The sequence below is a fragment of the Mesorhizobium sp. M2A.F.Ca.ET.043.05.1.1 genome (assembly GCF_003952445.1).
In the GTDB taxonomy this organism is placed as follows: domain Bacteria; phylum Pseudomonadota; class Alphaproteobacteria; order Rhizobiales; family Rhizobiaceae; genus Mesorhizobium.
Genome location: NZ_CP034446.1, coordinates 4,164,584 through 4,188,396, shown reverse-complemented (window position 1 = coordinate 4,188,396; position 23,813 = coordinate 4,164,584). Strand labels below are relative to the sequence as shown.

The following is a 23,813-nucleotide window of genomic DNA, read 5'->3' as shown; positions in this document are numbered from 1 at the left end:
TCGCGGTCTTTTTGGGCCCCGATGTCATGTCCCGCAAAATCGCGGCCACCTGGGCGAAGCGCCTAAAGCGCGTCGCGATCTTTCAGATTCGCTCCATGCGCCTTAGGTTTTTGATTTTACGCATGTCTTTATCCCGAAACCGGTTCCCACTTTCGGGAGACATGCTTTAGCGGTTGGTGAAGTTCGGCTTCCGCTTCTCGACGAAGGCGGCCATGCCTTCTTTCTGGTCGTCGAGCGCAAACAGCGAGTGGAAAAGACGGCGCTCGAAGCGCAGCCCCTCGGCCAACGTCGTCTCGTAAGCGCGGTTGACGGCCTCCTTTGTCATCATCACCGACGGCAGTGAGAACTCGGCGATCTTCGCCGCCGCCTTCAGCGTTTCGTCGAGCAGCTCGGCGACCGGGACCACCCGCGACACCAGCCCGCTCCTCTCGGCCTCGGCCGCGTCCATCATCCGCCCGGTCAGGCACATGTCCATCGCCTTGGACTTGCCGACGAATCGGGTCAGCCGCTGCGAGCCGCCCATGCCCGGCATGACGCCGAGGGTGATCTCGGGCTGGCCGAATTTGGCGTTGTCGCCGGCGATGATGAAGTCGCACATCATGGCCAGCTCGCAGCCGCCGCCGAGCGCGTAGCCCGCGACCGCCGCGATGACGGGCTTGCGCGTGCGAGTGAATTCCTCCCAGCCGACGAAGAAATCCTGCGTGTAGGCGTCGGCGAAGGACATCGCCTGCATTTCCTTGATGTCGGCGCCGGCGGCGAACGCCTTTTCCGAGCCCGTAAGCACCATCGCGCCGATGGCGGGATCGGCATCGAACGCGCTCGCCGCCGCAACCACCTCCGCAAGCACCTGCGAATTCAGAGCATTGAGCGCCTTGGGCCGGTTCAGCGTGATCAACCCGACCTTGCCGCGTATCTCCACGAGAATGGTTTCATAGGTCATGGTTCGCTTCCTCCGCGGGGGTGGGATGATCGATACCGTTCCTAGCTTACCGCTGACAGGTCCGGCAATAGAAGGTCGAGCGGCCGCTCTGCACAATGCGTTCGACGTGGCCACGGCAGCCCGGCTTCTGGCATGGCTCTCCTTCGCGATCGTAGACGGCGAAGGAGTGCTGGAAATAGCCGAGCGATCCGTCGGCCTGGACATAGTCGCGCAGCGACGAGCCGCCGGCGGCGATCGCATCGGCGATGACCGAGCGGATCGCCTCGGCGAGGCGTTCGCTTTGTCCTTTCGCCTTCTTGGCCGAGCCAGCGATGGTGCCGGCCTCGCGCAGCGGCGAGAGCCCGGCGCGCCACAGTGCTTCCGAGACATATATATTGCCGAGCCCGGCGATCAGGCGCTGGTCGAGCAGCGCCGCCTTGAGCGGCGATCTGCGATCCTTCAGCAGCGAGGCGAGCAGGGGGCCGTCGAGCGCGTTGCCGGTTGGCTCGATGCCGAGTCCCGCCAGCATCGGATGCGTGTCCGGCGAGCCTTCGGCAAACAGCATGAAGCCGAAGCGGCGCGGGTCGTTGAAGATGATGCTGGACCGCACGCCCATCGGCGAGGTGACGTCGAACACGACGTGGTCGTGCGCGGCGATCTTCGAGCGCTCGTGATGGAAGGAGCCGGGAACCCCGCTGCTCCCGGCGGTTTCGACCCGGAATGACCCCGACATGCCGAGGTGGCAGATCAGCACCGGACCATCTTCGACATGCATCGTCAGATATTTGGCGCGCCGGCCAAGCGCCGTCACGGTCTTGCCTGTCAGCCGCTCCGAAAAGCGCTCGGGAAAAGGAAAGCGAAGGTCGGGCCTGCGCGCTTCGACCTTGACCAGCCGCGCCCCTTCCAGGACCGGCTGCAGTCCGCGCCGGACGGTTTCGACTTCAGGCAGTTCAGGCATGGACGCCTATCATTGCGAGGAATGATGTTCCATGGCGTCCGGCTGCCAGGCCAAGGTGATCCGCGACGGTTTCGCCGATATCGGCGAAGGTTGGCCTCAGCCCGATGTCGCCGCCCTTCAGCCCCGGCCCGATGCCGATCACCGGGACGCGCTCACGCGTATGGTCGGTGCCGCGCCAGGTCGGGTCGTTGCCGTGATCGGCGGTGAGGATGAGAAGGTCGCCCGGCCTGATGCGCGACAGCGCCTCGGGCAGCCGGCGGTCGAAGGCCTCGAGCGCGGCGGCATAGCCGGCGACATCGCGCCGGTGGCCGAACTCGGTGTCGAAGTCGACGAAATTGGCGAAGACCAGGTCGCCTTCGCCGGCATCGTCCATGGCGCCGAGCGCCTTGTCGAACATCGCCATGTTGCCGCCTGCCTTGCGCACCTGCGAGATGCCGCGATGAGCGAAGATGTCGCCGATCTTGCCGACCGCGATGACCTTGCTGCCGCGCTCCGTCAGCCGGTCGAGCAGGGTCGGCTCAGGCGGCGGCACCGCATAGTCGCGGCGGTTGTGGGTGCGCTGGAACGTGGCGGGCGTCTCGCCCACGAAAGGCCGCGCGATCACGCGGCCGATCTTCAAGCGATCGACGAGCCGGCGCACCGTCAGGCAAAGCTCATAAAGCCGCTCCAGGCCGAAATGCGTTTCATGCGCGGCGATCTGCAACACGGAGTCCACCGACGTGTAACAGATCGGTCTGCCGGTGCGGATATGCTCTTCGCCGAGCCGCTCGATGATCTCGGTTCCCGGCGCATGGCAATTGCCGAGGATACCCAGCACCTTGCCTTCGCGGATGATCGCGTCGGTCAGCTCGGCCGGGAAGGCAGGCACCGTGTCGGGAAAATAGCCCCAGTCGAAGCGCACGGGCAGTCCTGCGATCTCCCAATGGCCCGACGGCGTGTCCTTGCCGCTTGACACCTCCTGGGCGGCGCCGTGGAAGGCCGAGGCGATCAGCGGCGTGTCGGCGTCGAGCTGCAGTCCGGTTGCCGTCCGTGCCGCCAGGCCAAGCCCGAGCGACATCATGTTGGGCACGGCGAGCGGTCCTTTGCGTAGACCTTCCCGGTCGGCGCGGCCTTCGGCGCAGGCCTTGAAGATATGTCCGAACGTGTCGGCGCCAGCATCGCCATAGCGTTCGGCGTCGGCCGCGCCGCCGATGCCGAAAGAATCGAGAACGAACAGGAACGCGCGCGCCATGGGTGTCATTGTTGTCAGTCCTGGCTGCCAGACATAGGGTTCCGCGGCGGCGTTGGCAAATCGGAAACCAAACCGCAACCGCTTCGCGCCATAGTTGCGACGAGGCGTGGATATCGCGGGAGCAAAGCAAGCATGGCGAGGCGCGGCAAGACCGCGGCAAGGCAGGCCGTGAAAATGTGCGCGGCCGCTCTCTTGGCGTCCGGCGCCGCCGCATGGCCGGCACACGCCGACTGGCGTGACGACATCGGCACGTTCCGTATCGGCATCGTTGCCGAGCCGGGCGGCGGCAACACCGTCCCTGGGCTTGCGCGTCTGACGGAAGCCTATGCCAGCGCGCTCGGCATGAAGGTCGAGTTCGTCGTTGCGCGTGACTACGCGGCGCTGATCGAGGCGCAGGCGAGCGGTCGCGTGCAATACGCGGTCTATTCGGCGCTTGCCTATGCCACGGCCTCGGAGCGCTGCGGCTGTGTCGAGCCACTGGTGGCGCCGGTCGACGCCGACGGCGCCGTCGGCATCCGCTCCGTCCTGGTGACGCGCGACGGCAGGCTTCAGGATCTTGCCGCCATGGCTTCGCATCGGATCGCGATTGCGCCGGCCGACAATGTCGGCGGCGCGCTGCTGCCGCTGGCGGCCCTTTCCGCCGCAGGGGTCAAGATTGCGCAGGATTCGCCGTTCCTGGCACGCGCTGTCTCGGCCACGGCGGCCGAGACGATGTTGGGCGGCGGCGACGCGGATGGCCTGTTCGGCTGGGAGCCGGCCGATGCCGACGGCCAAGCCGCCCATTCCGGCGGCACGGTCGAGCGGCTGGAGGCTGCCGGCATTCCTGGGGCGTCGCTTACGGTGTTATGGACCTCCGCCCTGTTGCGCTACGGGCCGCATGCAGTCCGCAGCGATCTCGATCCAGAGGCGAAACGACGGCTGACCGTCTTCCTGACCAATCTCAAATCGCAGACGCCCGATGTGTACGACCTTCTGGAGAGGGCGCATACCGGCGGCTTCGTGCCGGTCTCGCAGAAGGATTATGCGATGGCCGAGGCGATCGTGCGGCGGGAAACGGCAGGACAGGAGTAGCCTGTCAGCAGTCGCTGCAGGGGATGGTCGGGCTTCGGCGAGGCCGCAGGTAGTAGGTCTCGCTCATCGATATGTTGTTGAAGGCCGAGGTCAATCCGAGCCCCTGCGAATCGCTGGCGGACCAGGTGATGATCGGTTTGTAGCCGAGGTCGCTCTCGACCCGGACCAGGAAGGTGTTGCGGATCGTCAGCGTCGCCGGCACCGTGGTGATCGAATTCACAGCCGCGTCCGCGCTGTAGGTGGTGCCCACCAGCTTGCGCGACCATGCGACCTGCACCCTCGGCGTCGCTTCGTCCGTGATCTGTATTCCTGTGATGATGATCGTCGGCAATGAACGGTTGTAAGGCTGCAGCGTCGATGTGCCGATCTTCATTATTGCATCGAGGTTGGCCTTCACGACGGTCTGCTGTTGCGTGACGAGATCCGCCACCATGCTGCCGATGCGGCTGACCTTCTTGCTGGTCTCGATGGCCTGCGAGGCCTCCATCGTGATGAAATACATGATCAGCAGTACCGGCACGATGAACGCGAACTCGATCGCCGCGACGCCGCGGCGATCACGGCAAAACCGCTCAACTTTCGCCGGAACCCCCCGGAGTGCCCCCGCACTATGCATATCGTCCTCCACGCCGCGGCTTTAGCCGTCGAGCAGCCTCAATTGTCGTCGAATGGCTCGTTCTGCCAGGTCACCGAAGCGAAATGCAGTGTTTTCTTGTCCTTCAGATTTGCCATCGACTGGGCCAGGAAATCGGTCATCACCGGCCATTTGTAGAACACCCGCAACATGTTGATGGACTCTGCCAATCCCGGCGAGACGGCGGGGGTTGTCGTGCTCGCGCCCTGTGTAAGCACGATATCTCCATCCACAATCTTGAAGCCCGCCGTGGCTGCGTCGGCGAAGCTCGGATATTCACGCAGGTCCACCAGCAATCCCGGGCAGTCCTTGGCCACCATGATCTCCAGCCTGCTGCAGATCAGCTGCTTGATAGAGGCTTCGGTGACGTTCGACTTCTGCAACTGGCCGGTCCGCAACTGGCGGGCGACATCGTCGGTGATGTTGGCCATCACCTCCTGGCCGGCAAAGGAGATGCAGCTCTCGAGAATAGCGAAGACGAGAAGCGCGAACGGGATGGCAAGCATCGCAAATTCCATTGCCGTGCTGCCGCGTCTGTCACTGAAGAAGCCGGGGCGGGGTTTGCCGCGCGCCGTGCTGTCCACGCCGTCGCCGGATGTGGCGTCCTTGCTCATTTGCGTTCCTGCCGATCCCCTTGCGGTACCGGCGGCAAGGTAGCGAAAACCCATTGAGGTCCGGTTTGGATGATCGTTAAATTCGCCGGGCAGGCTTTAAGCTGTCCTTAACGCTTGCTCTGACGCTCTCTTCGGGCTTAGTGCGCAGCGCTCATTTCGGTCTCGGAAGCCTTCTCGGCGTCGGTCTTGTAGGCGCTCTCGCAATAAGGCGTGCAGGACATGGTCTGGACTTCGGCACGCCTGTAGATGCGCACCGAGGAAGCGGCCTGTCGCACGACGGTCACCTGTTCATCGATGATCGGGCTGCCGTCCGAGTCGAGCACGACCAGATTGGTGACGCCAAAACCTTTGCCGGTGAGAACGATGGTCGAGGCGTCCTGCACCGAGGCATCGGCGATGGCCGGGTTGCCGATGACGACGGTGTCGGCCGCACGGGACAATTTGACGATCTTTGCCTGGTTCATGGTCACTTCGACACCCGCGCCGGCCCTGGCCGGCATCACCAAGGCTGCAGCCGCCAGCAGCGCGGCGACTGGAAACAGCGATCTCGACAACCTCATTGAACAGCTCCCGGCAGGCGGATTCTTCAACGGAACATGAACGAGATTGGTGAAGCAACGGTTAAACCGGACCAGGCCGCGATTAAGGACTTTGCCTCGCCCGTCCACGCGCCGACGGCGCTTCCTGTTTTAGTAACATTGCACAAGCGCAGGTTTGCGCCGCTTTGCTCGATCCTCGAGCCGGCTGACAATGTTTAGGCCGCGGTTAACCACGCAGTGCGTTCGCGCCCGGAAAGGAATCGGTAAGGCTGTTTATTAAGCCGATCGAAACGGCTTCTCCCTAGATTTGCAGCATCCGATCAACCGCAAAGAGAAGTTGACGGAAGTGCTGTAACACGTGGAGTAGGAGCTCTCGCATGTCTAATCTCATTGCACGTTTCGTGAAGGACGAATCCGGCGCGACCGCCATCGAATACGGTCTGATCGCCGCTCTCATCGCGCTCGCCATCATGGTCGGCGCCACCTCGCTTGGCACCGCGCTGAATACCAAGTTCGCTGCGATCGCCACGGCTGTCAACAACGCCCCGTCGGGCCCGTGATAAGCCGAGGGACGGCGAAGTCATTCTGACACAAGGGCTGCCTCGCGGCGGCCCTTGTTCGTTGCAGCATCCGGCTACCCTGCTCACCGATCGTTAATGCGCCATGCTTTAGAGTGCGCGCGGTATTGTCTCACGGCACCTGTTCATGCTCGAAGCCATAATCTTCGTCGTCTTCCCATTCTGCATGCTGTTTGCTGCGATCTCCGATACGTTGTCGATGACGATCGCCAACCGCATTCCCGTATTGCTGGTGGCGACATTCGCGCTTGTCGCGCCGCTCACCGGGATGGACTGGGCGACCTATGGCTGGCACTTCGCCGCCGGCGCCCTCGTGCTTGCCACGACATTCGGCCTCTTTGCGCTCGGCGGCATGGGCGGCGGCGACGCCAAGCTTCTGGCCGCGACCGCTCTTTGGATGGGCCTCAACATCAACTTGATCGGCTATCTGGTGACGTCGGCTTTCATCGGGGGACTGCTGACCATCGCAATCCTGGCTTACCGGAAATCGCCGCTGGCCGCGTATACCGGCCACAGCCGATTCCTGCGCTACTTTGCCGACGAGAAAGTGGGCATTCCCTATGGCATCGCGCTTGGCGCCGGTGGACTGATCACGTTCCCGGATTCGCCGCTGATGGTCTGGGCGCTGCAGAGGCTTACGGCATAGGTTTTGGTGACATCGATGTCGGCGACCGAAGGCGGCCTGGCCGCCTTTTTTGTTAACGGCGGGCCGTTCGATCTAATTTGAGTAAACCTTAAATTAATCACGATCGTAAGCATTACATTAACCTTGTTTTGACGATTGCGGCTGCAAAGTCCGGCCAGGCGTGGGTGGTTTGCCACGAGGCGAAGGGTTTCGGACGAATGCCAGCATCCCGATTGATTATTCTGGGCGTGGCTGCGGTCGCGGCGGGTGGCGCGGGCTATGTCGCCAAGAACATGGTGGTGGCGCCGCCAGCGCAGGTCGTTGTCAATGCGCCCGCGCAGCCGGCGGTCGCGTTGCAGGACGTGCTGGTGCTTTCCGGCGATGTGGCAATGGGCAGCCAGCTCGGCAACAACATCAGCTGGGAACAATGGCCGGCCGACGGCGTCAATGCCAATTTCATCACACGCGCCGCCGAACCTGACGCGGTCGAAAAGCTCAAGGGCTCGGTAGCGCGCGTCGCCATGTATACGGGCGAGCCGCTGCGCCGCTCCAAGCTGGTCGGCGAGGGGCAGAGCTTCATGTCGTCGATCCTGCCTTCAGGGATGCGCGCTGTCGCCACCGCGATATCGGCCGACACCTCCGCCGGCGGCTTCATCCTGCCCAACGACTTCGTCGACGTCATCATGACCCGCCGCGCCGACACCGGCAACGGCGGCAGCGGCTTCAACACCGAGACCATCCTCAAGAACATCCGGGTGCTGGCCATCGACCAGACCATCCAGGAAGATGAGGAAGGCAAGAAGACCAGGGTCGGCCAGACCGCGACACTGGAGCTGACGCCGCAACAGGCAGAGATCATCACCGTCGCGCAGCAGATGGCGGACCGCCTGACGCTCGCGCTGCGTCCGATCACCGACATCCACGAAAAGAATGCGGACGAAGCCGATTATCTGGTCAACGGCAATGGCCGACGCGGAACGGTGCGTCTGATCAAATCGGGCGAGGTTTCCGAGGTTGGAGCAAGGAAATGAGGCTAAACAGTAAACTGCTGCCCTTCCTGGCGGCCGCGGCGATCGGCCTGCTTCTGATTGGCACCAACGCCTCGGGATTGGTCGAAGCCAAAGCCGCGAGCGCCGGCGTATCGGCTTCCGTCGCCACGCAACGCGTCAAGCTCGGCCTCAACAAATCCGTGGTCATCGATCTGCCGAATGATGCCTATGACATCCTCGTCGCCAATCCGGCGGTTGCTGATGCCGTGACGCGCACGGCGCGGCGCATCTACCTGTTCGGCAAGGCGGTCGGCGAGACCAACATCTTTGTCTTCGGTCCCAATGGCGAGCAGATCGTCAGCCTGGATCTGGCCGTCGAGCGCGACGTCGCCGGGCTGGAGGATTATCTCAAGCGTTTCATCCCGTCCTCGCAGATCAAGGTCGAGCTGCTCAACGATAACGTTGTCCTTACCGGGATGGTCGACACGCCGCTCGACGCCAAGCGCGCCGTCGATCTCGCGACCATCTTCGTCTCGGGCGGTGAAGCGACCACCGGTCAATATTCGCAGACCGCCGCCGGCGGCTCGGTCAATGGCGGCGTCGACATCAACAACCCCGACCAAGAACGCCGGGTCTCCAAGATCGTCAACCTGTTGCAGATCATCGGCGACGATCAGGTGACGCTCAAGGTGACCGTCGCCGAAGTCAGCCGCTCGGTGATGAAACAGCTCGGCGTCAATATGCTCGCCAGCGGCGGCAGCAACGGCATTTCCTGGGCGGCGCTCAGCGATCCTTACATGGGTCTTGGCAAACCGCTGTCGAACGCGGGCCTCTCTATCAGCTCGTCAGGGCTGCAGTCCTATATCAACGCAATGGAACAGTCGGGGGTCATGAAGACCCTGGCTGAGCCGACTTTGACCGCCGTGTCCGGGGAAAAGGCGACCTTCAAGGTCGGCGGCGAGTACAATATTGTGAAGAGCGTTTCCGCCAACGTGTCCACCGACAACCAGACCGGTCTGCAGAACTATTCGCTCGACAAGATCGAGTACGGCATCGGGCTGGAGTTTCAGCCGGTTGTTCTGTCGCCCGGTCGCATAAGCCTGAAGGTGAGGACGTCGGTTTCCGAACCGACGACCGAAGGATCTGTATCGGCATCCACAGACAATCGGAACATCGGCATGAACGCTTTGTCGCTGCGCAAGCGCTTGGCCGATACGACGGTGGAACTGCCTTCCGGCGGTTCGATGATGATCGCGGGCCTCGTGCGCGACGATCTCAGGCAGGCTGTCACCGGATTGCCCGGCCTGACTAAGATCCCCGTGCTCGGGACGCTCTTCCGCAGCCGCGACTTCGTCCGCAACGAAAGCGAGCTCGTCATCATCATCACGCCCTATCTGGCGCGGCCGGTGGCGCGCAACGACCTGGCCAAGCCGGATGACAATTTCAACCCGCCGAGCGACGGCGCCGGCATGTTCCTTGGCCGCGTCAATCGCGTCTACGGCACCATGCAGACCGACAGGCCGCCGGGCCGGTATCACGGCGTTGTCGGCTTCATCTACAAATGAGCGGGAAAACGGACATGTCCAAGTCAGTATCGAAGGTCATGACGGCCCGGACAGCATCCGGCATAGCAAGAATCCGCCGGCAGGTGCTCCCGGCACTGGCGGTGGCCCTTGCGGCGTCGCTCGCCGGATGCGCCAATCGCGACAGCGTCACGGTCGGGTCGATCCCGGACGACTACCGCACGACGCATCCGATCGTCATTGCCGAGAAGAACCAGAAGATCGATCTGCCGGTCGGCGCCGGCGATCGCGGCATGACCGGCAAGCAGCGCGACGCGCTGCTTGGTTTCCTTGACGGCTACGACAAGAGCGCCGCGCCGGCGCTGACGATCGCGATGCCATCCGGCTCCGCCAACGAGGTCGCCGCCCGCGCCGCCGGCCGCGATTTTGCCAGGCTCGCCATGGCGGCCGGCGTCAAGCGCAACCGCATCGTCATGACATCCTATCAGTCGGCCGTGCCGGAGGCGTCCGCGCCGGTGCGTGTCGCCTTCGTCGCGGTGCGGGCCCAGACCGACAAATGCGGGCGTTGGCCCGACGACCTGACCGAGACGTCGGAGAACAAGCACTATGCCGACTTCGGCTGCTCCTACCAGAACAATCTCGCGGCCCAGGTCGCCAACCCCAACGATCTGATCGGGCCGCGCAAGCAGTCCGAAATCGACGCCGAAAACCGTGGCGCAGTGATCGACGTGTACCGGGCGAGGGGCATCTCCGACGAGTTCCTGGGCAATTCTGAAGTGACGTACTGAGCCGCGCAAGACGACGGAAAGAGCATGACGATGAGCAATCTTGCCTACGACACGCCCGCGGAAACCGGCGACCTTTCGCAGCAGGACATCGCCGCCATGCAGGCGCTGCGCCCCGTGCCGCGCATTTCGATCCAGGCTTTCTGCGAGACCGAAGGCGTCGCCAGCCCCGTGGAGCGCGCCGCCGAGGATCGCCGGATGGCCAAGGCCCATCTCAAGGTCCATATGGGCGGCGTTCCGACCGCGATCGAGTTCTATCAGTCCGCGCCGACACCGAACCTGATCCTGCTGGAATCGCGCAGCGAGCCGAAGCAACTGCTCGAACAGCTCGGCCAGCTCGCTGAGTATTGCGATCCGTCGTCCAAGGTCGTGGTCATCGGCCACTACAACGATGTCGGGCTCTACCGCGAGCTCATCCGTTCAGGCATTTCCGAATATGTCATCGCGCCGGTCTCGATGTCCGACATCGTCAGCGTCGTGTCGTCGATCTTCGTCGATCCGGAATCGGAGCCGATCGGCCGCTCGATCGCCTTCATCGGCGCCAAGGGCGGCGTCGGCTCATCGACCATTGCTCACAATACGGCCTGGGCGATGTCGTCGCTGTTCAAGTCCGAAGTCGTCATCGCCGATCTCGACCTTGCCTTCGGCACCGCCAACATCAACTTTGATCAGGATCCGGCTCAGGGCATCGCAGAGGCCGTGTTTTCGCCCGAGCGCGTCGATGAGGTCTATCTCGATCGCCTGCTCGCGCAATGCGCCGAGCATCTGTCCCTGCTTGCGGCCCCCTCCACCTTGGAGCGCGTCTACGATTTCGACGCCGAGGCGTTCTCGCAGGTCATCGAGACGGCGCAGCGTAGCGCGCCCCTGCTGGTTCTCGATATCCCTCACATCTGGAGCGGGTGGACGAAGAGCACGCTGGTCAAGGCCGACGAGATCGTCATCACCGCCACGCCCGAGCTCGCAAATCTTCGCAACACCAAGAACTTGGTGGACATGCTGAAGCGGCTGCGCCCGAATGATCCGCCGCCGAAGCTGATCATCAACCAGGCAGGTGTGCCGAAACGGCCGGAAATAGCGCCTTCCGATTTCGCCGAGCCGCTCGGCATCGCGCCCATGGCGGTGATCAATTTCGAACCGCTGCTGTTCGGCAATGCCGCCAACAACGGCCGCATGCTGACCGAGATGGACGCCAAGAACCCGGTCGTTGCCATCATCAATGAGATAGCGCATGTGCTGACCGGACGGAGCGAAATCAAGACCAAGAAGAAGGCGGGCCTGGGTTCGATCCTCGGCAAGCTCTCGCGCAACAAGAAATGACGCTGTTTGAGCGGCATCGGGTAGTCGATCATGTTTGGTAAGAGAGGCAAAGACGACGGCAACCGGGTGACGCCCGAATTCCGTCCGCCGGCGTCGGCTCCCGCCGCTCCCGCTTCGACGGGAACGATGACGGCCGAGCGGCCGGCCGCGCCGGCGTACAGCGCGCCGCCCGCGCCGCCGGCTCGCCGTCCCGTCGAGGCGCCGCCGATGGCGCCCGAGCCGCCAAGAAGGGTCCAGCGCGAGCGCTCAGAGACCTATTACGACACCAAGAGCCAGGTTTTCTCCGCGCTCATCGACACGATCGACCTGTCGCAGCTCGCCAAGCTCGATCCCGAGAGCGCGCGCGAGGAAATCCGCGACATCGTCAACGACATTATCGCGATCAAGAATTTCGCGATGTCGATCTCCGAGCAGGAGGAGCTGCTCGAAGACATCTGCAACGACGTTCTGGGCTATGGACCGCTAGAGCCGTTACTTGCCCGCGACGATATAGCCGACATCATGGTCAACGGCTTCAAGAACGTCTACATCGAAGTCAACGGCAAGGTCGAACAGACCGGAGTCCGCTTCCGCGACAACCAGCAGCTGCTCAACATCTGCCAGCGCATCGTCAGCCAGGTCGGCCGTCGTGTCGATGAATCGAGCCCGATCTGCGACGCGCGCCTGCCCGACGGCTCGCGCGTCAACGTCATCGCGCCGCCGCTCTCCATCGACGGCACCGCGCTCACCATCCGCAAGTTCAAGAAGGACAAGCTGACGCTGGACCAGCTGGTCAAGTTCGGCGCCATCTCGCCGCAAGGCGCGGAAATCCTCAAGATCATAGGCCGTGTCCGCTGCAATGTCGTCATCTCGGGCGGCACCGGCTCCGGCAAGACGACGCTGCTCAACTGCCTGACCAACTATATCGACCGCGAGGAGCGGGTCATCACCTGCGAGGACTCGGCCGAACTGCAGTTGCAACAGCCGCATGTGGTGCGTCTGGAAACCCGGCCGCCCAATCTCGAGGGCGAGGGCGAGGTGACCATGCGCGATCTCGTCAAGAACTGCCTGCGCATGCGGCCCGAGCGCATCATCGTCGGCGAAGTGCGCGGACCGGAAGTGTTCGACCTTCTGCAGGCGATGAACACCGGTCACGACGGCTCGATGGGAACGATCCACTCGAACAGCCCGCGCGAATGCCTCAACCGTATCGAATCGATGATCGCCATGGGCGGCTATTCGCTGCCGCAGCGCACGGTGCGCGAGATCGTCGTCGGCTCGATCGACGTGATCATCCAGGCCGCTCGCCTGCGCGACGGGTCGCGCCGCATCACCCACATCACCGAGGTGGTCGGCATGGAAGGCGACGTCATCATCACCCAGGATCTCGTCCTCTATAACATCAAGGGAGAGGACTCGAGCGGCCGGCTGGTCGGCGAGCATGTGTCGACGGGCATCGGCCGCCCGCATTTCTGGGATCGCGCCCGCTACTATGGCGAGGAGCAGCGCCTCGCCAATGCGCTCGAGGCGATGGAGAAACGCGCTGACTGATTTGTCTGGAGGTCTGACGCAATTCCAGGAAAAGTGTGAAGCGGTTTTCCGTCCGGAATTGCGTCTAAACAAAGAAATAGGGCGGTTCGCCGTTTCTTTTAAACGGCGAAAGGGCCTAGGGGCACCGGTCGATGTTCGGAATTGACACCACCGTCCTGGCATTCATCGTGCTCGCCGGCTTCAGCGCCGGCGCGGTGGCCTATGCTTTCCTGTTCACGCGCATCGACAACGAGAAGCAGGCGGGCAAGCGGCTTCAAACCATCAAGACAGCCGAAACCGACAGGTCGGTGGTGAAAGCCACGCGCGATCGCGCCGCGGAGGCGGTCAAGCGGCGCAAAAGTCTCCAGGACTCGCTCAAGCAGCTCGACGAGAAACAGAAGACCAACGATCGCAACCTCAAGAAACCGCCGCTGAAGGTCCAGATCAGCCAGGCCGGCATGCAGGTCCCGATCGAGCGCTTCTACATGTACTCCGCCGTCTGCGGCATCATCCTGACGGCCCTTCTCTTTTTCGTCGGCGCGCCTCTGTGGGCCCTGCCCGGCGCCCTGCTGGTGGGCGGGCTCGGCATGCCGCGCTGGTTCGTTTCGTTTCGCCGCACACGTCGCGTCAAGGCCTTCCTGGAAGAGTTTCCGAACGCGCTCGACATCATCGTGCGCGCGGTCAAGTCCGGTCTGCCGCTCAACGACGCGATCCGCCTGATCGCCAATGAATCGCCCGAACCGGTCCGGTCGGAGTTCCGCCGCATCGTCGATTCCCAGCAGATGGGCATGTCGGTCCCCGACGCCGCCATGCGCATGTCCGAGACCATGCCGTGCAGCGAGGCCGGCTTCTTCGGCATCGTCATCCAGATACAGTCGCAGGCCGGCGGCAACCTGTCCGAGGCGCTAGGCAACCTTTCGCGCGTCCTGCGCGACCGCAAGAAGATGAAGGCCAAGGTCCAGGCGCTGTCGATGGAAGCCAAGGCATCCGCCGTCATCATCGGCGCCCTGCCTTTTGTCGTGGCCTTCCTCGTCTATCTGTCGAGCCCGAATTATATCATGCCGCTGTTCACCACCAGTGTCGGCAACCTGATCCTCGGCTGCTCGGGTGTCTGGATGTCGATCGGCATCCTGGTGATGCGCAAGATGATGAACTTCGAAGTATAGGGGCGCGGATCCGGTGACAGAACAGGTCGTCAAAACACTCACCGATCCTTCCTTCCTGATCGCGATGCTGGTCGGCATCGCCGTGTTCGCGACCGTGTTCACCCTCATGCCGGCGTTCGGCGGCACGTCGCTCAAATCGCGCATGAAGTCCGTGGCGCTCGAACGCGACAAATTGCGCGCCGAGCAGCGCGCGCGGCTGGCCAGCGAGGCCGACCGGCGCCGCAAGGGCCTGCGCGAGGAACAGTCCATCGGCATGCGCAACATCGTCGACCGCCTGGATCTGAAGCGCGCGCTTGCCGATGAAAACACGATCCAGAAGCTCAAGGTCGCGGGCTTCCGCGGCCAGAACCCGCTGACGCGCTTCCTCTTCTTCCGCCTCGTCCTGCCATTCGTGGGCTTTGCGCTGGCGGCCGTCTACCTGTTCGTGCTCGGCGGCCTGCCGCAGCAGCCGGCTTTCATCAAGCTGTTCGTCTGTATCGTCGTCGCCTATGGCGGCTTCTACGCCCCCATCCTCTATGTCAACAACCGCGCCACCAAGCGCAAGCAGTCGATCCAGCTGGCGTGGCCGGACGCGCTCGACCTGATGCTGATCTGCGTGGAATCCGGCATGTCGGTGGAAGCGGCCCTGCGCAGGGTCGCCGACGAAATCGGCGCGCAGTCGGTCCCGCTTGCCGAGGAATTCGTGCTCACCAATGCCGAGCTGTCCTATCTGCAGGATCGCAAGATCGCCTATGAGAACCTGGCAAGCCGCACCGGCCTGGAATCGGTCAAGTCGGTGTCGCAGGCCTTGGTCCAGGCCGAACGCTACGGCACGCCGGTGGCGCATGCGCTGCGCGTGCTCGCCTCGGAAAGCCGCGACATGCGCATGAACGCGGCTGAGAAGAAAGCCGCCGCGCTGCCGCCGAAGCTCACCGTGCCGATGATCCTGTTCTTCCTGCCGGTTCTGTTCGCCATCATTCTTGGCCCGGCCGGCATCCAGGTCAGCCAGCGCGGCATCTTCGGCGACCAGCACAGCTCCTCGAGCCAGTAAAGCAATTCCAGGAAAAGTGTCGCGCGGTTTTCCGCCGGAATTGTGTAGAAAAAGAGAAAGCAATTCCAGGAAAAGTGTCGCGCGGTTTTCCGCCCGGAATTGCGTAGAAAAAGAGAAGGCAATTCCAGGAAAAGTGTCGAGCGGGTTTCCGTCCGGAATTGCGTAAAAAGCAAAGAGAAAGAGCCGTTCGCGTCAATCAAAAAAGCCGCGCGGCTTCTGCCTTGTCGGAGCGGGCGGCGCTTGGCGGCGTCCGTCAGTTCGTGGCGACTTTCGCCTTGTTCTTGTCCTGATCCTTCAGCTGGCTCCAGGCATTCTGCTGGGCAAGCATCTGGCGCAGATAGGCTACGTTGGCCTGCGCCTGTTCGGGTGACAATTCCTGCGAGGCGATCTTCTCGGCCTCGTCGAAGCGGCCCTGCAGGCCCACCACGAGTGCAAGGTTCTGCCGCACCCGGCTGTCGGCGCTGGGCTGCTGCGCGGCCGAGCGCATATAGGTCTCGGCCGTTCGCAGGTCGCCTTCGAGCACATAGGACATGCCGAGATTGGACAGCACCGAAGGCTCGTTCGGTTTGAGTTCCAGCGCCTTGCGGTAGTCCTGACGCGCTTCGTCCTTCTGGCCCATCTGGTCGAGGATCGCGGCTTCCGCCGACACCAGTTTCCAGTCCGGATATTCGGGCGTCTGCGCGCGGCGAACGGCGTCGAGCGCCGGCTCGAACTGGCCGTTGGCGGCAAGCGCCTTGCCATAGGCGGCAAGCACGTCGCGATCCTTGGGATAGGCGATCGCCAGCTTGCGCATCACGGCGAGCGACTGGTCGGCATCGCCATCCATCTGCAGTGCCGCCGCGAAATTCATCGCCATGCGCTTGTCATTGGGATTGCGGGCGTAGGATTCGCCAAGCCTGGACGTGGCCGTGTGCAGTTCGCCGGCCGACATCGTTTCCAGCGGCCTTCTGTCGGAGCGCGAGATGGAGCCGGTGGTCATTTGGCTGGTGCTGCCGCAACCTGCCACGCTGGCTGCCAGTGCCGCCATGAAGGCTGTGCTGATCAGACGCTTGGCTCTATGGTTCAACGCTTTGATCGGCATCGGCGCCCGGTCTCCATTCCTGTGCGGCCATAGGCTGGCCGTCTTCCCTCCCGCAGAAATATTCTGTTAACCCTAACGGACCGTTAAGAAGCCGACTCATCCTGTTCGGCCGGAGATCATCGCATGCCTGTCGAACTCGTCGAACAAAAGCCGCAAGCCGCCTTCCCTGTCTATCTGGTGGCAAAGGACGCCCTTGAAGCCGCGGCATTGCCGCCGCCCGCCATCGCCTGGGCAAGAGCCAACGGTTTTTCCGGCGAGGCAGGGCGCACGCTGGTCCTGCCTGGCGAGGGCGGTGGTCTCGCCGGCGCGCTGTTCGGCACGGGTGACGGCGAAAGCGCGCTTGCCCTCGGCGCGCTCGCAAGGGCGCTGCCGGAAGGCGACTGGTATTTCGCGTCGGGCCTGGCGCAACCCGAACTCGCCGCGCTGGCGCTTGTCCTGGGCGGCTATGTCTTCACGCGCTACGGCAAGAAGCCCGGCAAGGCCCTGCGCTTCGCGCTTCCGGAGGGCGCTGACGCCGCGCATGTCCGTCGCGTCGCCGACAGCGTTTTTCTGACGCGCGATCTGGTCAACACGCCGACCAGCGACCTCGGGCCGGTCGAGCTGGAAGAAGCCGCCCGGCAATTGGCGGCCGCCCATGCCGCCGAGATTTCCGCAATTCACGGCGACGATCTTCTGGCGCGGAATTTCCCGATGATCCACGCTGTCGGCCGGGCTTCCGCCGACGCGCCGCGGCTGATCGACATGAGCTGGGGACCGAGCGCTGCGCCGAAGGTGACGCTGGTCGGCAAGGGCGTCTGCTTCGACACAGGCGGTCTCGACATCAAGCCGTCGTCCGGCATGCTTCTGATGAAGAAGGACATGGGCGGCGCCGCCAACGTGCTGGGCCTCGCTTCCATGATCATGGCGGCGAAATTGAATGTCCGGTTGCGCGTGCTGATCCCAGCCGTCGAGAATTCGATCGCCGGCAATGCCTTCCGGCCCGGCGACGTGCTGAGGAGCCGCAAGGGCATCACGGTCGAGATCGGCAACACGGACGCGGAGGGCGGCTGATCCTGGCCGACGCGCTGGCGCTGGCCGATGAGGAGAAGCCAGAATTGCTGATCGACATGGCGACGCTGACCGGCGCTGCCAGGGTCGCGCTCGGCCCCGATCTGCCGCCCTTCTACACCGCCGACGAGACGTTCGCCGCCGACATTGCCGCCGCCTCCGTGTCCGTCGAGGATCCGCTGTGGCGGATGCCGCTATGGCGTCCCTATGATGCGAAGCTTTCCTCAAAGATCGCCGACATCAACAATGTCACCACGGACGGTTTTGCCGGCTCGATCACCGCGGCGCTTTTCCTCAAGCGCTTCGTCGAGAAGACCCACAGCTGGGCGCATTTCGACATCTTCGCCTGGAACCCGGCCGATCGCCCTTACGGCCTGACCGGCGGCGAGGCGCAGGGCATTCGCGCGCTGGAGCGGGTCATCACGCAGCGATTTGTCTAGGCCGGAAGACCGGGTCGGCGGATAAACCGTCACTGAAACGGAACCGAAACAATTTGCCGGCATGCTTGGGCGATGTCGATCTCGATGCGCCCGAGCCAGGCCTTGCGACTGTGGCAGCAGGTGATGCTGGCCCAGGTGCGCGATGGCGAGCCAGATCTCACCATGCGCCAGACGGCGATCCTGTTCACCATCTATCTCGATCCGCCGCCGCACACGGTGCGCGGGCTTGCGGCAAAACTCAACGTCACCAAGCCGGTCATCACCCGGGCGCTGGACACGATGGGCGCGCTGAAGCTGGTCTCGCGCCATCGCGACGAGCTCGACAAGCGCAACGTGCTCATCCGCCGCACGGTGGAAGGCGCGCTCTTTGTCGAGCGCTTCGGCGATGGTATCGTCGCCAGGGCGCACGAACTGCCCATCTGACCTCACTGCCAACGACCGGAATATCGATTTGACCGCAAGGGATGCCCGCCTTCACGCTTTCCGCTCCGACCTTGCCGATGCGAGGCTGAAAGGCGAAGTTGCCGCCGACCGCTTCGTCACCGGCCGCCCGGCGCGGATCACGGCCTCGGTCGCCGACCTGCGCAAGGCGCCGCGCCCCGATGCGGGCGTCAACACGCAGGCGCTGTTCGGCGACGACGTGCTCGTCTTCGAGGACGCGGAAGGCTGGGCCTGGGTGCAGGCCGAGCGCGACGGCTATGTCGGCTATGTGGCGGACAATCTCCTTGGCGCGCGCGACCACGCGCCGACCCACATCGTCTGCGTGCCGCGCACCTTCCTCTATCCCGGGCCGGATCTGCGTTTTCCGATCAGCGGCCAGCTGTCGATGGGCTCGACCGTGACCGTGAGCGGCTCGGCCGAGACGCGCGGCACGCATTATGCGCTGCTGCCCTCCGGCCAGGCGATCATCGCAGGCCATCTGCGGCCGATCGGCGAGCTTGCGGAGGATTACGTCACCGTCGCCGAAAGCTTCCTCGGCACGCCCTATCTCTGGGGTGGTGTCTCCGGCTTCGGCATCGACTGCTCCGGCCTCGTGCAATTGGCGATGCGCATGACCGGCAAGGATGTGCTGCGCGACTCCGACATGCAGGCAGCGTCGATCGGCACGCCCTTCGAGCCGGGTCCGGACTATACCGGCCTCCAGCGCGGCGACCTCGTGTTCTGGAAAGGCCATGTGGCGATTATGACCGACGAAAGGGACATGATCCACGCCAACGGCCACACCATGCTGGTCTCGCGCGAAGGGCTGAAGGAAGCGGTCGAGCGCATCGGCTATCTCTATGGCGGCCCAACCGGGTTCAGGAGGCCGTAACTCCCCGACCTCTCCCCCTGTGGGAGAGGTCGGATTGCCCCGATTTGTCCTTCACAAATCGGATGGCAATCCGGGTGAGGGGTAGCTTGGCGCCAAGCTGGAACACCCCTCATCCGTCTTGCCGCTTCGCGGCAATCCACCTTCTCCCACAAGGAGGGAAGGAAGAAATAGCTGATCCCCTTTTGTTCCGATTTTCCTTGGCGATCGCGTGCCGCCGCGCTACCTGTTGCGCGTGACCGAGCAGCCGCGCCTTGCCGAACAGAATGCCGCCGTCCTGCTGCCTGAGCCATTCGTCAGATGGTTCGGCGAAAAGGGCTGGTCGCCGCGTGCCCATCAGCTCGAGCTGCTGGCGAAGGCGCAAAGCGGCCAGTCGGTGCTGCTGATCGCGCCGACCGGCGCCGGCAAGACGCTGGCCGGCTTCCTGCCGTCGCTGACGGAACTGGCCAACCGTCCCAAGCGCAAGCCTGGCCAAGCCCGTCGCGGCATCCACACGCTCTACATCTCGCCGCTCAAGGCGCTGGCCGTCGACATCGAGCGCAATCTCGGCAAGCCGGTCGAGGAGATCGGCCTGCCCGTCACCATCGAGACCCGCACCGGCGACACGCCTTCGCACAAGCGCCAGCGGCAGAAGCTGGCGCCGCCCGACATTCTGCTCACCACCCCAGAGCAGCTCGCGCTGCTGATCGCCTCGAACGACGCGAGGCGCTTCTTCGAGGATTTGCGCTATGTCGTGTTCGACGAGCTGCATTCGCTCGTTACCTCGAAGCGCGGGCATCTGCTGGCGCTTGGCCTTGCGCGTTTGCGCAGCTTCGTCCCCGGATTGCAGACCATCGGCCTGTCGGCAACGGTCGCCGAGCCCGACGAATTGCGGCGCTGGCTGGTCAGCCAGGCTTCCCCCGGCGCGATGTCCGAGGTCATCGTCGTCACGGGCGGCGCCAAGCCCGAGATCTCGATCCTCGACTCCGAAGAGCGCGTTCCCTGGGCCGGCCATTCGGCCCGCTACGCCACGCCGGAAATCTATCGCGAGATCAAGCGGCACAAGACCACGCTGCTCTTCGTCAACACGCGCAGCCAGGCCGAGCTGTTGTTCCAGGAGCTATGGCGAGTCAATGAGGACACACTGCCGATCGCGCTTCATCACGGCTCGCTGGACGTCGCCCAGCGCCGCCGCGTCGAGAAGGCGATGGGCGACAATGCGCTGCGCGCCATCGTCGCTACCTCGACGCTCGATCTCGGCATCGACTGGGGCGACGTGGATCTGGTGGTGCATGTCGGCGCACCGAAGGGCGCCAGTCGTCTAGCGCAGCGCATCGGCCGCGCCAATCACCGCATGGACGAGCCGTCGAAGGCGATCCTGATCCCGGCAAACCGCTTCGAGGTTCTGGAGTGTCGGGCGGCGCTCGACGCCAACTATCTTGGCGCCCAGGACACCCCACCGCTGGTCAATGGCGGGCTGGACGTCTTGGCGCAACACGTGCTGGGTTGCGCCTGCGGCGCGCCGTTCCATGCCGATGCTTTGTTCGATGAAGTAAGGACGGCCGCGCCTTACGCTAGCCTTGATCGCCCGACATTCGACCGGGTCATCGACTTCGTCGCCACCGGCGGCTACGCGCTCAGGAATTACGAGCGCTATGCCCGCATCCGGCAGACCAAGGAGGGCTTGTGGCGGGTTTCAAATCCGGCGGTCGCCCAGCAATACAGGCTCAATGTCGGCACCATCATCGAAGTGCCGGCGCTCAATGTGCGCTACGTCCAGGCTGGCAGCAGGGGGCAGCCTCGCGCGGCGGCAGGGTGCTGGGAAAGATCGAGGAAGCATTCCTGGAGACTTTGACCCATGGCGACACCTTCATGTTCGCCGGCAAGATCCTGCGCTTCGAAGGCATTCGCGAGAACGAGTGCTTCGTCTCGAACGCGCCGGGCAGCGACGCGAAGGTGCCCTACTATGGCGGCGGCAAATTCCCGCTTTCGACCTACCTGGCCGAGCAGGTCCGAGCCATGCTCGACGACCCGCAACGCTGGAAGAAGCTGCCCGAGCAGGTTGCGGATTGGCTGCGGTTCCAGGCGGACAAGTCCATCCTGCCGAAACGCGACGACCTGTTGATCGAGACTTTTCCGCGCGGCAATCGCTACTATCTGGTGGCCTATCCGTTCGAGGGGAGGCTTGCTCACCAGACGCTCGGCATGCTGCTGACCCGCCGATTGGACCGGGCCGGAGCCAAGCCGGTCGGCTTCGTGGCCACAGACTATGCGCTTGCCATCTGGTCGCTGGCCGACATGGGCTGGATGTTCAAGAACAGAAAACCGTCACTGGCCGCGCTGTTCGATCAAGACATGCTTGGCGATGATCTCGAGGCCTGGTTTGCCGACAGCTGGCTCTTGAAGCGCACTTTCCGCAACTGCGCGCTGATTTCCGGACTGATCGAAAAGCGCCACCCCGGCAAGGAGAAAAGCGGCCGCCAGGTGACCGTTTCCACCGACCTGATCTATGACGTGCTGCGCAGCCATGAACCCGACCATATTCTGCTGCAGGCCACCCGCACGGATGCCGCGACCGGGTTGCTCGATGTCAGCAGACTTGCCGAGATGCTCTCGCGCATCCGCGGTCGAATCATGCATAAGAATCTCGAGCAGATATCGCCGCTCGCCGTGCCGATCATGCTGGAAATCGGCAAGATGCCGGTGAATGGCGAGGCGGACGAGACGCTGTTGATGGATGCCGCCACCCTCGTCGAAGAGGCCATGGGGCCTGAGATGATCGACTGAAAGAGAGGGACGAAGAGGGGATGAATTTTTCGCTGTCGCGCGCAACGCTGATCGCCGAGGCCGACCTTGTCGGCATCGCTGGCGAGCGCGCTGTGTGCGACCGGCGTGGTGTGCTTTACTTCCCCGATCTGCGCCTGCTCGCGGTCTCCGACCTGCATCTGGAAAAAGGCTCGTCCTTCGCCAGGCGCGGCGCGCTGATCCCGCCTTACGACACCGGCGCCACCTTGCTCAGGCTTCAGTCGGTCATCGCCGACTACCAGCCGCGCATCGTCGTCAGCCTGGGCGATTCCTTCCATGATGGTGGCGGCGCCGAGCGCATGCACCAGACCTTCCGTGAGCGGCTCGAGGCGATGATGGCAGGCCGCGATTGGTTCTGGGTCGCCGGCAACCACGATCCTGAGGCGCCCGCTGATTTGCCCGGCGAGACGGTCAAGGAGCTTGCCATCGGCTCGCTGCTTTTCCGGCATGAGCCCTCGAACACGCGGATCGAGGGCGAGATATCAGGCCATCTCCATCCATGCGCGCGCATCGTCCAGCGCGGCCGCTCGGTCAGGCGACGCTGCTTTGCCGGCGACGGCGGCCGCATGATCATGCCGGCCTTCGGCGCCTATACCGGCTCGCTCAACGTGCTCGACCGCGCCTATGCCGGCCTGTTCCGCCTGGAAACGCTGATGGCGTATATGTTGGGAGCCGAGCGCATCTTTGCGATCTCGGGCTCGATGCTGCGGCCGGGCTGATACAGCTTCATCTGCCATAGTACAGCGTGACCGTGTGCTTCGCCTCGGCGAAGAACAGCCAGCGCTCGACCAGCATGCCGGCCAACTGACAAACAGCTGCAAGCACCGAGGCAATCGCCGCGAACGGCCAAGCCAGGGCGAAGGCGATGACAAGCAGGACGGCGGGCGCAATGAATGCCAGCGCCTGCGTGATCCGTCGTAGCTTCGCGCTATGTTTGCGCGCGATGCGGAAGCCCATCTCCTTCAGCAGATAGTTCTCTTCCGTATGCGGCCATTCGATCGACCGCACCGTGCCGCCGGCGAGCCCGGTCGCGGTGTTGGCATTTGTCGGAATCTCCAGCTGGTCATTGTAGCGCCATGTCGCGAGCTTCCAGACCCAGCCGGCGAGGGTGGCAAGCAGCGCGAGAGCCAGCATAGCACTGGAGCCGATGTTGAAACCTTGGAGCAGGGCGTTCGCCAGAACGCTGCCTGTCATCGCTGCAAAAATCAGATAGGCCGGCAACGTATATCGGCTGTGCCATTGCGCGATAGGCTTAAGCGAGGCGTAGATCATTCCGGTGGTACAGACAGTTATGACGGCGCCCGCCGCCGCCAGCAACCCGGCGGCCGCCACCCAGCCGCCGCTCTTGCCGAGAAACACCCAGCCGATGCCGAACAGCACGGCCGGGATGAAGGTCGCGACCGAGGCCACGCCTTCGCGCGACAGCCACGAGCTGCGCCATTGCGAGAAGGCGCGCCAGGCGCGCTCGGGCCGGCCGAGATGGCCCATGGACGACAACAGGCCAGCGACGATCAGGCCGAGCGCCAACGCCATGCCGACGAAGCCAAGCCAGAAATCGGCGGGAATGAACCCCAACCCCCCAAGCCCACCGAGCAATGCCAGCAGGCCGTAGCCGGCCCCGGTGGCGGTGGTGAAGAAGACGACCGAGAAAGCGGGATGCATGA

General features: G+C 63.8%; 21 protein-coding genes and 2 pseudogenes. 15 read left to right on the top strand and 8 right to left on the bottom strand.

The genetic code is table 11. The features are described 5' to 3' along the window. Positions 1 to 166: 166 nt before the first annotated feature. Genes EJ069_RS20340 through EJ069_RS20330 form a run of 3 tightly spaced genes read right to left on the bottom strand, consistent with a single transcriptional unit; the run spans position 167 to position 3,108 of the window. Complete coding sequence (locus EJ069_RS20340) at positions 167 to 940, bottom strand: enoyl-CoA hydratase (protein ID WP_126062827.1); 774 nt, start codon at positions 938 to 940, stop codon at positions 167 to 169. A gap of 46 nt (positions 941 to 986) precedes the next feature. Then, entirely contained in the window at positions 987 to 1,877 is an 891-nt protein-coding gene (mutM, locus tag EJ069_RS20335; protein WP_126062826.1) for a bifunctional DNA-formamidopyrimidine glycosylase/DNA-(apurinic or apyrimidinic site) lyase, read from the bottom strand. Then, positions 1,870 to 3,108 (bottom strand): phosphopentomutase, encoded by a 1,239-nt coding sequence (locus tag EJ069_RS20330; protein WP_126064823.1) that lies wholly within the window; start codon positions 3,106 to 3,108, stop codon positions 1,870 to 1,872. The genes mutM and EJ069_RS20330 overlap by 8 nt, the downstream gene beginning before the upstream one ends. A 132-nt stretch (positions 3,109 to 3,240) precedes the next feature. On the opposite strand from EJ069_RS20330, the gene EJ069_RS20325 reads away from it, so the two are divergent. Then, positions 3,241 to 4,179, top strand: coding sequence for a PhnD/SsuA/transferrin family substrate-binding protein (locus tag EJ069_RS20325; RefSeq protein ID WP_126062825.1), 939 nt, complete (start codon positions 3,241 to 3,243; stop codon positions 4,177 to 4,179). Positions 4,180 to 4,183: 4 nt separating this feature from the next. Here EJ069_RS20325 and EJ069_RS20320 read toward each other — a convergent pair whose 3' ends face one another. From EJ069_RS20320 to EJ069_RS20310, 3 genes are all read right to left on the bottom strand, one after another. Beyond that, the gene (locus EJ069_RS20320) at positions 4,184 to 4,795 is read right to left on the bottom strand and encodes a TadE/TadG family type IV pilus assembly protein (protein WP_126064822.1); all 612 of its coding nucleotides are present in this window, start codon (positions 4,793 to 4,795) and stop codon (positions 4,184 to 4,186) included. A gap of 38 nt (positions 4,796 to 4,833) precedes the next feature. Next, positions 4,834 to 5,427, bottom strand: coding sequence for a TadE/TadG family type IV pilus assembly protein (locus tag EJ069_RS20315; protein ID WP_126062824.1), 594 nt, complete (start codon positions 5,425 to 5,427; stop codon positions 4,834 to 4,836). 137 nt (positions 5,428 to 5,564) lie between these two features. After that, on the bottom strand, positions 5,565 to 5,987 hold the full coding sequence (locus tag EJ069_RS20310) for a pilus assembly protein N-terminal domain-containing protein (protein ID WP_126062823.1): 423 nt from the start codon (positions 5,985 to 5,987) through the stop codon (positions 5,565 to 5,567). Positions 5,988 to 6,343: 356 nt separating this feature from the next. Here EJ069_RS20310 and EJ069_RS20305 point away from each other — a divergent pair, with 356 nt between their 5' ends. The 9 genes from EJ069_RS20305 (at position 6,344) to EJ069_RS20265 (ending at position 15,488) form a co-directional block, all read left to right on the top strand. Next, positions 6,344 to 6,526 (top strand): Flp family type IVb pilin, encoded by a 183-nt coding sequence (locus EJ069_RS20305; protein WP_126062822.1) that lies wholly within the window; start codon positions 6,344 to 6,346, stop codon positions 6,524 to 6,526. A 145-nt stretch (positions 6,527 to 6,671) separates the two neighbouring features. Continuing rightward, the gene (locus EJ069_RS20300; RefSeq protein WP_126062821.1) at positions 6,672 to 7,190 is read left to right on the top strand and encodes a prepilin peptidase; all 519 of its coding nucleotides are present in this window, start codon (positions 6,672 to 6,674) and stop codon (positions 7,188 to 7,190) included. A 197-nt stretch (positions 7,191 to 7,387) separates the two neighbouring features. Next, complete coding sequence (gene cpaB / locus EJ069_RS20295) at positions 7,388 to 8,200, top strand: Flp pilus assembly protein CpaB (protein ID WP_126062820.1); 813 nt, start codon at positions 7,388 to 7,390, stop codon at positions 8,198 to 8,200. Beyond that, complete coding sequence (locus tag EJ069_RS20290; RefSeq protein ID WP_126062819.1) at positions 8,197 to 9,723, top strand: type II and III secretion system protein family protein; 1,527 nt, start codon at positions 8,197 to 8,199, stop codon at positions 9,721 to 9,723. The genes cpaB and EJ069_RS20290 overlap by 4 nt, the downstream gene beginning before the upstream one ends. 14 nt (positions 9,724 to 9,737) lie before the next feature. Continuing rightward, positions 9,738 to 10,469, top strand: a complete 732-nt coding sequence (locus EJ069_RS20285; RefSeq protein ID WP_126062818.1) for a CpaD family pilus assembly protein — start codon at positions 9,738 to 9,740, stop codon at positions 10,467 to 10,469. A gap of 30 nt (positions 10,470 to 10,499) precedes the next feature. Continuing rightward, complete coding sequence (locus EJ069_RS20280; protein ID WP_189341456.1) at positions 10,500 to 11,783, top strand: CpaE family protein; 1,284 nt, start codon at positions 10,500 to 10,502, stop codon at positions 11,781 to 11,783. 30 nt (positions 11,784 to 11,813) lie between these two features. Then, entirely contained in the window at positions 11,814 to 13,313 is a 1,500-nt protein-coding gene (locus EJ069_RS20275; protein ID WP_126062816.1) for a CpaF family protein, read from the top strand. Positions 13,314 to 13,444: 131 nt separating this feature from the next. Then, positions 13,445 to 14,458 carry a type II secretion system F family protein gene (locus EJ069_RS20270; protein ID WP_126062815.1) on the top strand — a complete coding sequence of 338 codons (1,014 nt, stop codon included), beginning with the start codon at positions 13,445 to 13,447 and terminating at the stop codon, positions 14,456 to 14,458. Positions 14,459 to 14,471: 13 nt separating this feature from the next. Then, the gene (locus EJ069_RS20265) at positions 14,472 to 15,488 is read left to right on the top strand and encodes a type II secretion system F family protein (RefSeq protein ID WP_126062814.1); all 1,017 of its coding nucleotides are present in this window, start codon (positions 14,472 to 14,474) and stop codon (positions 15,486 to 15,488) included. 253 nt (positions 15,489 to 15,741) lie between these two features. Here the strand turns inward: EJ069_RS20265 and EJ069_RS20260 are convergent, their stop codons facing one another. Then, complete coding sequence (locus EJ069_RS20260; protein WP_042638644.1) at positions 15,742 to 16,569, bottom strand: tetratricopeptide repeat protein; 828 nt, start codon at positions 16,567 to 16,569, stop codon at positions 15,742 to 15,744. Positions 16,570 to 16,692: 123 nt separating this feature from the next. Here EJ069_RS20260 and EJ069_RS20255 point away from each other — a divergent pair. From EJ069_RS20255 to pdeM, 5 genes and pseudogenes are all read left to right on the top strand, one after another. Further along, positions 16,693 to 18,056: pseudogene (locus EJ069_RS20255) on the top strand (leucyl aminopeptidase family protein). 72 nt (positions 18,057 to 18,128) lie between these two features. Continuing rightward, on the top strand, positions 18,129 to 18,479 hold the full coding sequence (locus EJ069_RS20250; RefSeq protein ID WP_040985896.1) for a MarR family winged helix-turn-helix transcriptional regulator: 351 nt from the start codon (positions 18,129 to 18,131) through the stop codon (positions 18,477 to 18,479). 28 nt (positions 18,480 to 18,507) lie between these two features. Continuing rightward, positions 18,508 to 19,368 (top strand): NlpC/P60 family protein, encoded by an 861-nt coding sequence (locus EJ069_RS20245; RefSeq protein ID WP_189475905.1) that lies wholly within the window; start codon positions 18,508 to 18,510, stop codon positions 19,366 to 19,368. A gap of 232 nt (positions 19,369 to 19,600) precedes the next feature. Then, a pseudogene (locus EJ069_RS20240) lies at positions 19,601 to 22,131 on the top strand (ligase-associated DNA damage response DEXH box helicase). A gap of 20 nt (positions 22,132 to 22,151) precedes the next feature. Then, positions 22,152 to 22,868, top strand: coding sequence for a ligase-associated DNA damage response endonuclease PdeM (gene pdeM / locus EJ069_RS20235; RefSeq protein WP_126062812.1), 717 nt, complete (start codon positions 22,152 to 22,154; stop codon positions 22,866 to 22,868). A gap of 7 nt (positions 22,869 to 22,875) precedes the next feature. Here pdeM and EJ069_RS20230 read toward each other — a convergent pair whose 3' ends face one another. After that, a complete protein-coding gene (locus EJ069_RS20230) occupies positions 22,876 to 23,811 on the bottom strand; it encodes a DmsC/YnfH family molybdoenzyme membrane anchor subunit (RefSeq protein WP_126062811.1) in 936 nt (311 codons plus the stop codon). Positions 23,812 to 23,813 lie beyond the last annotated feature (2 nt).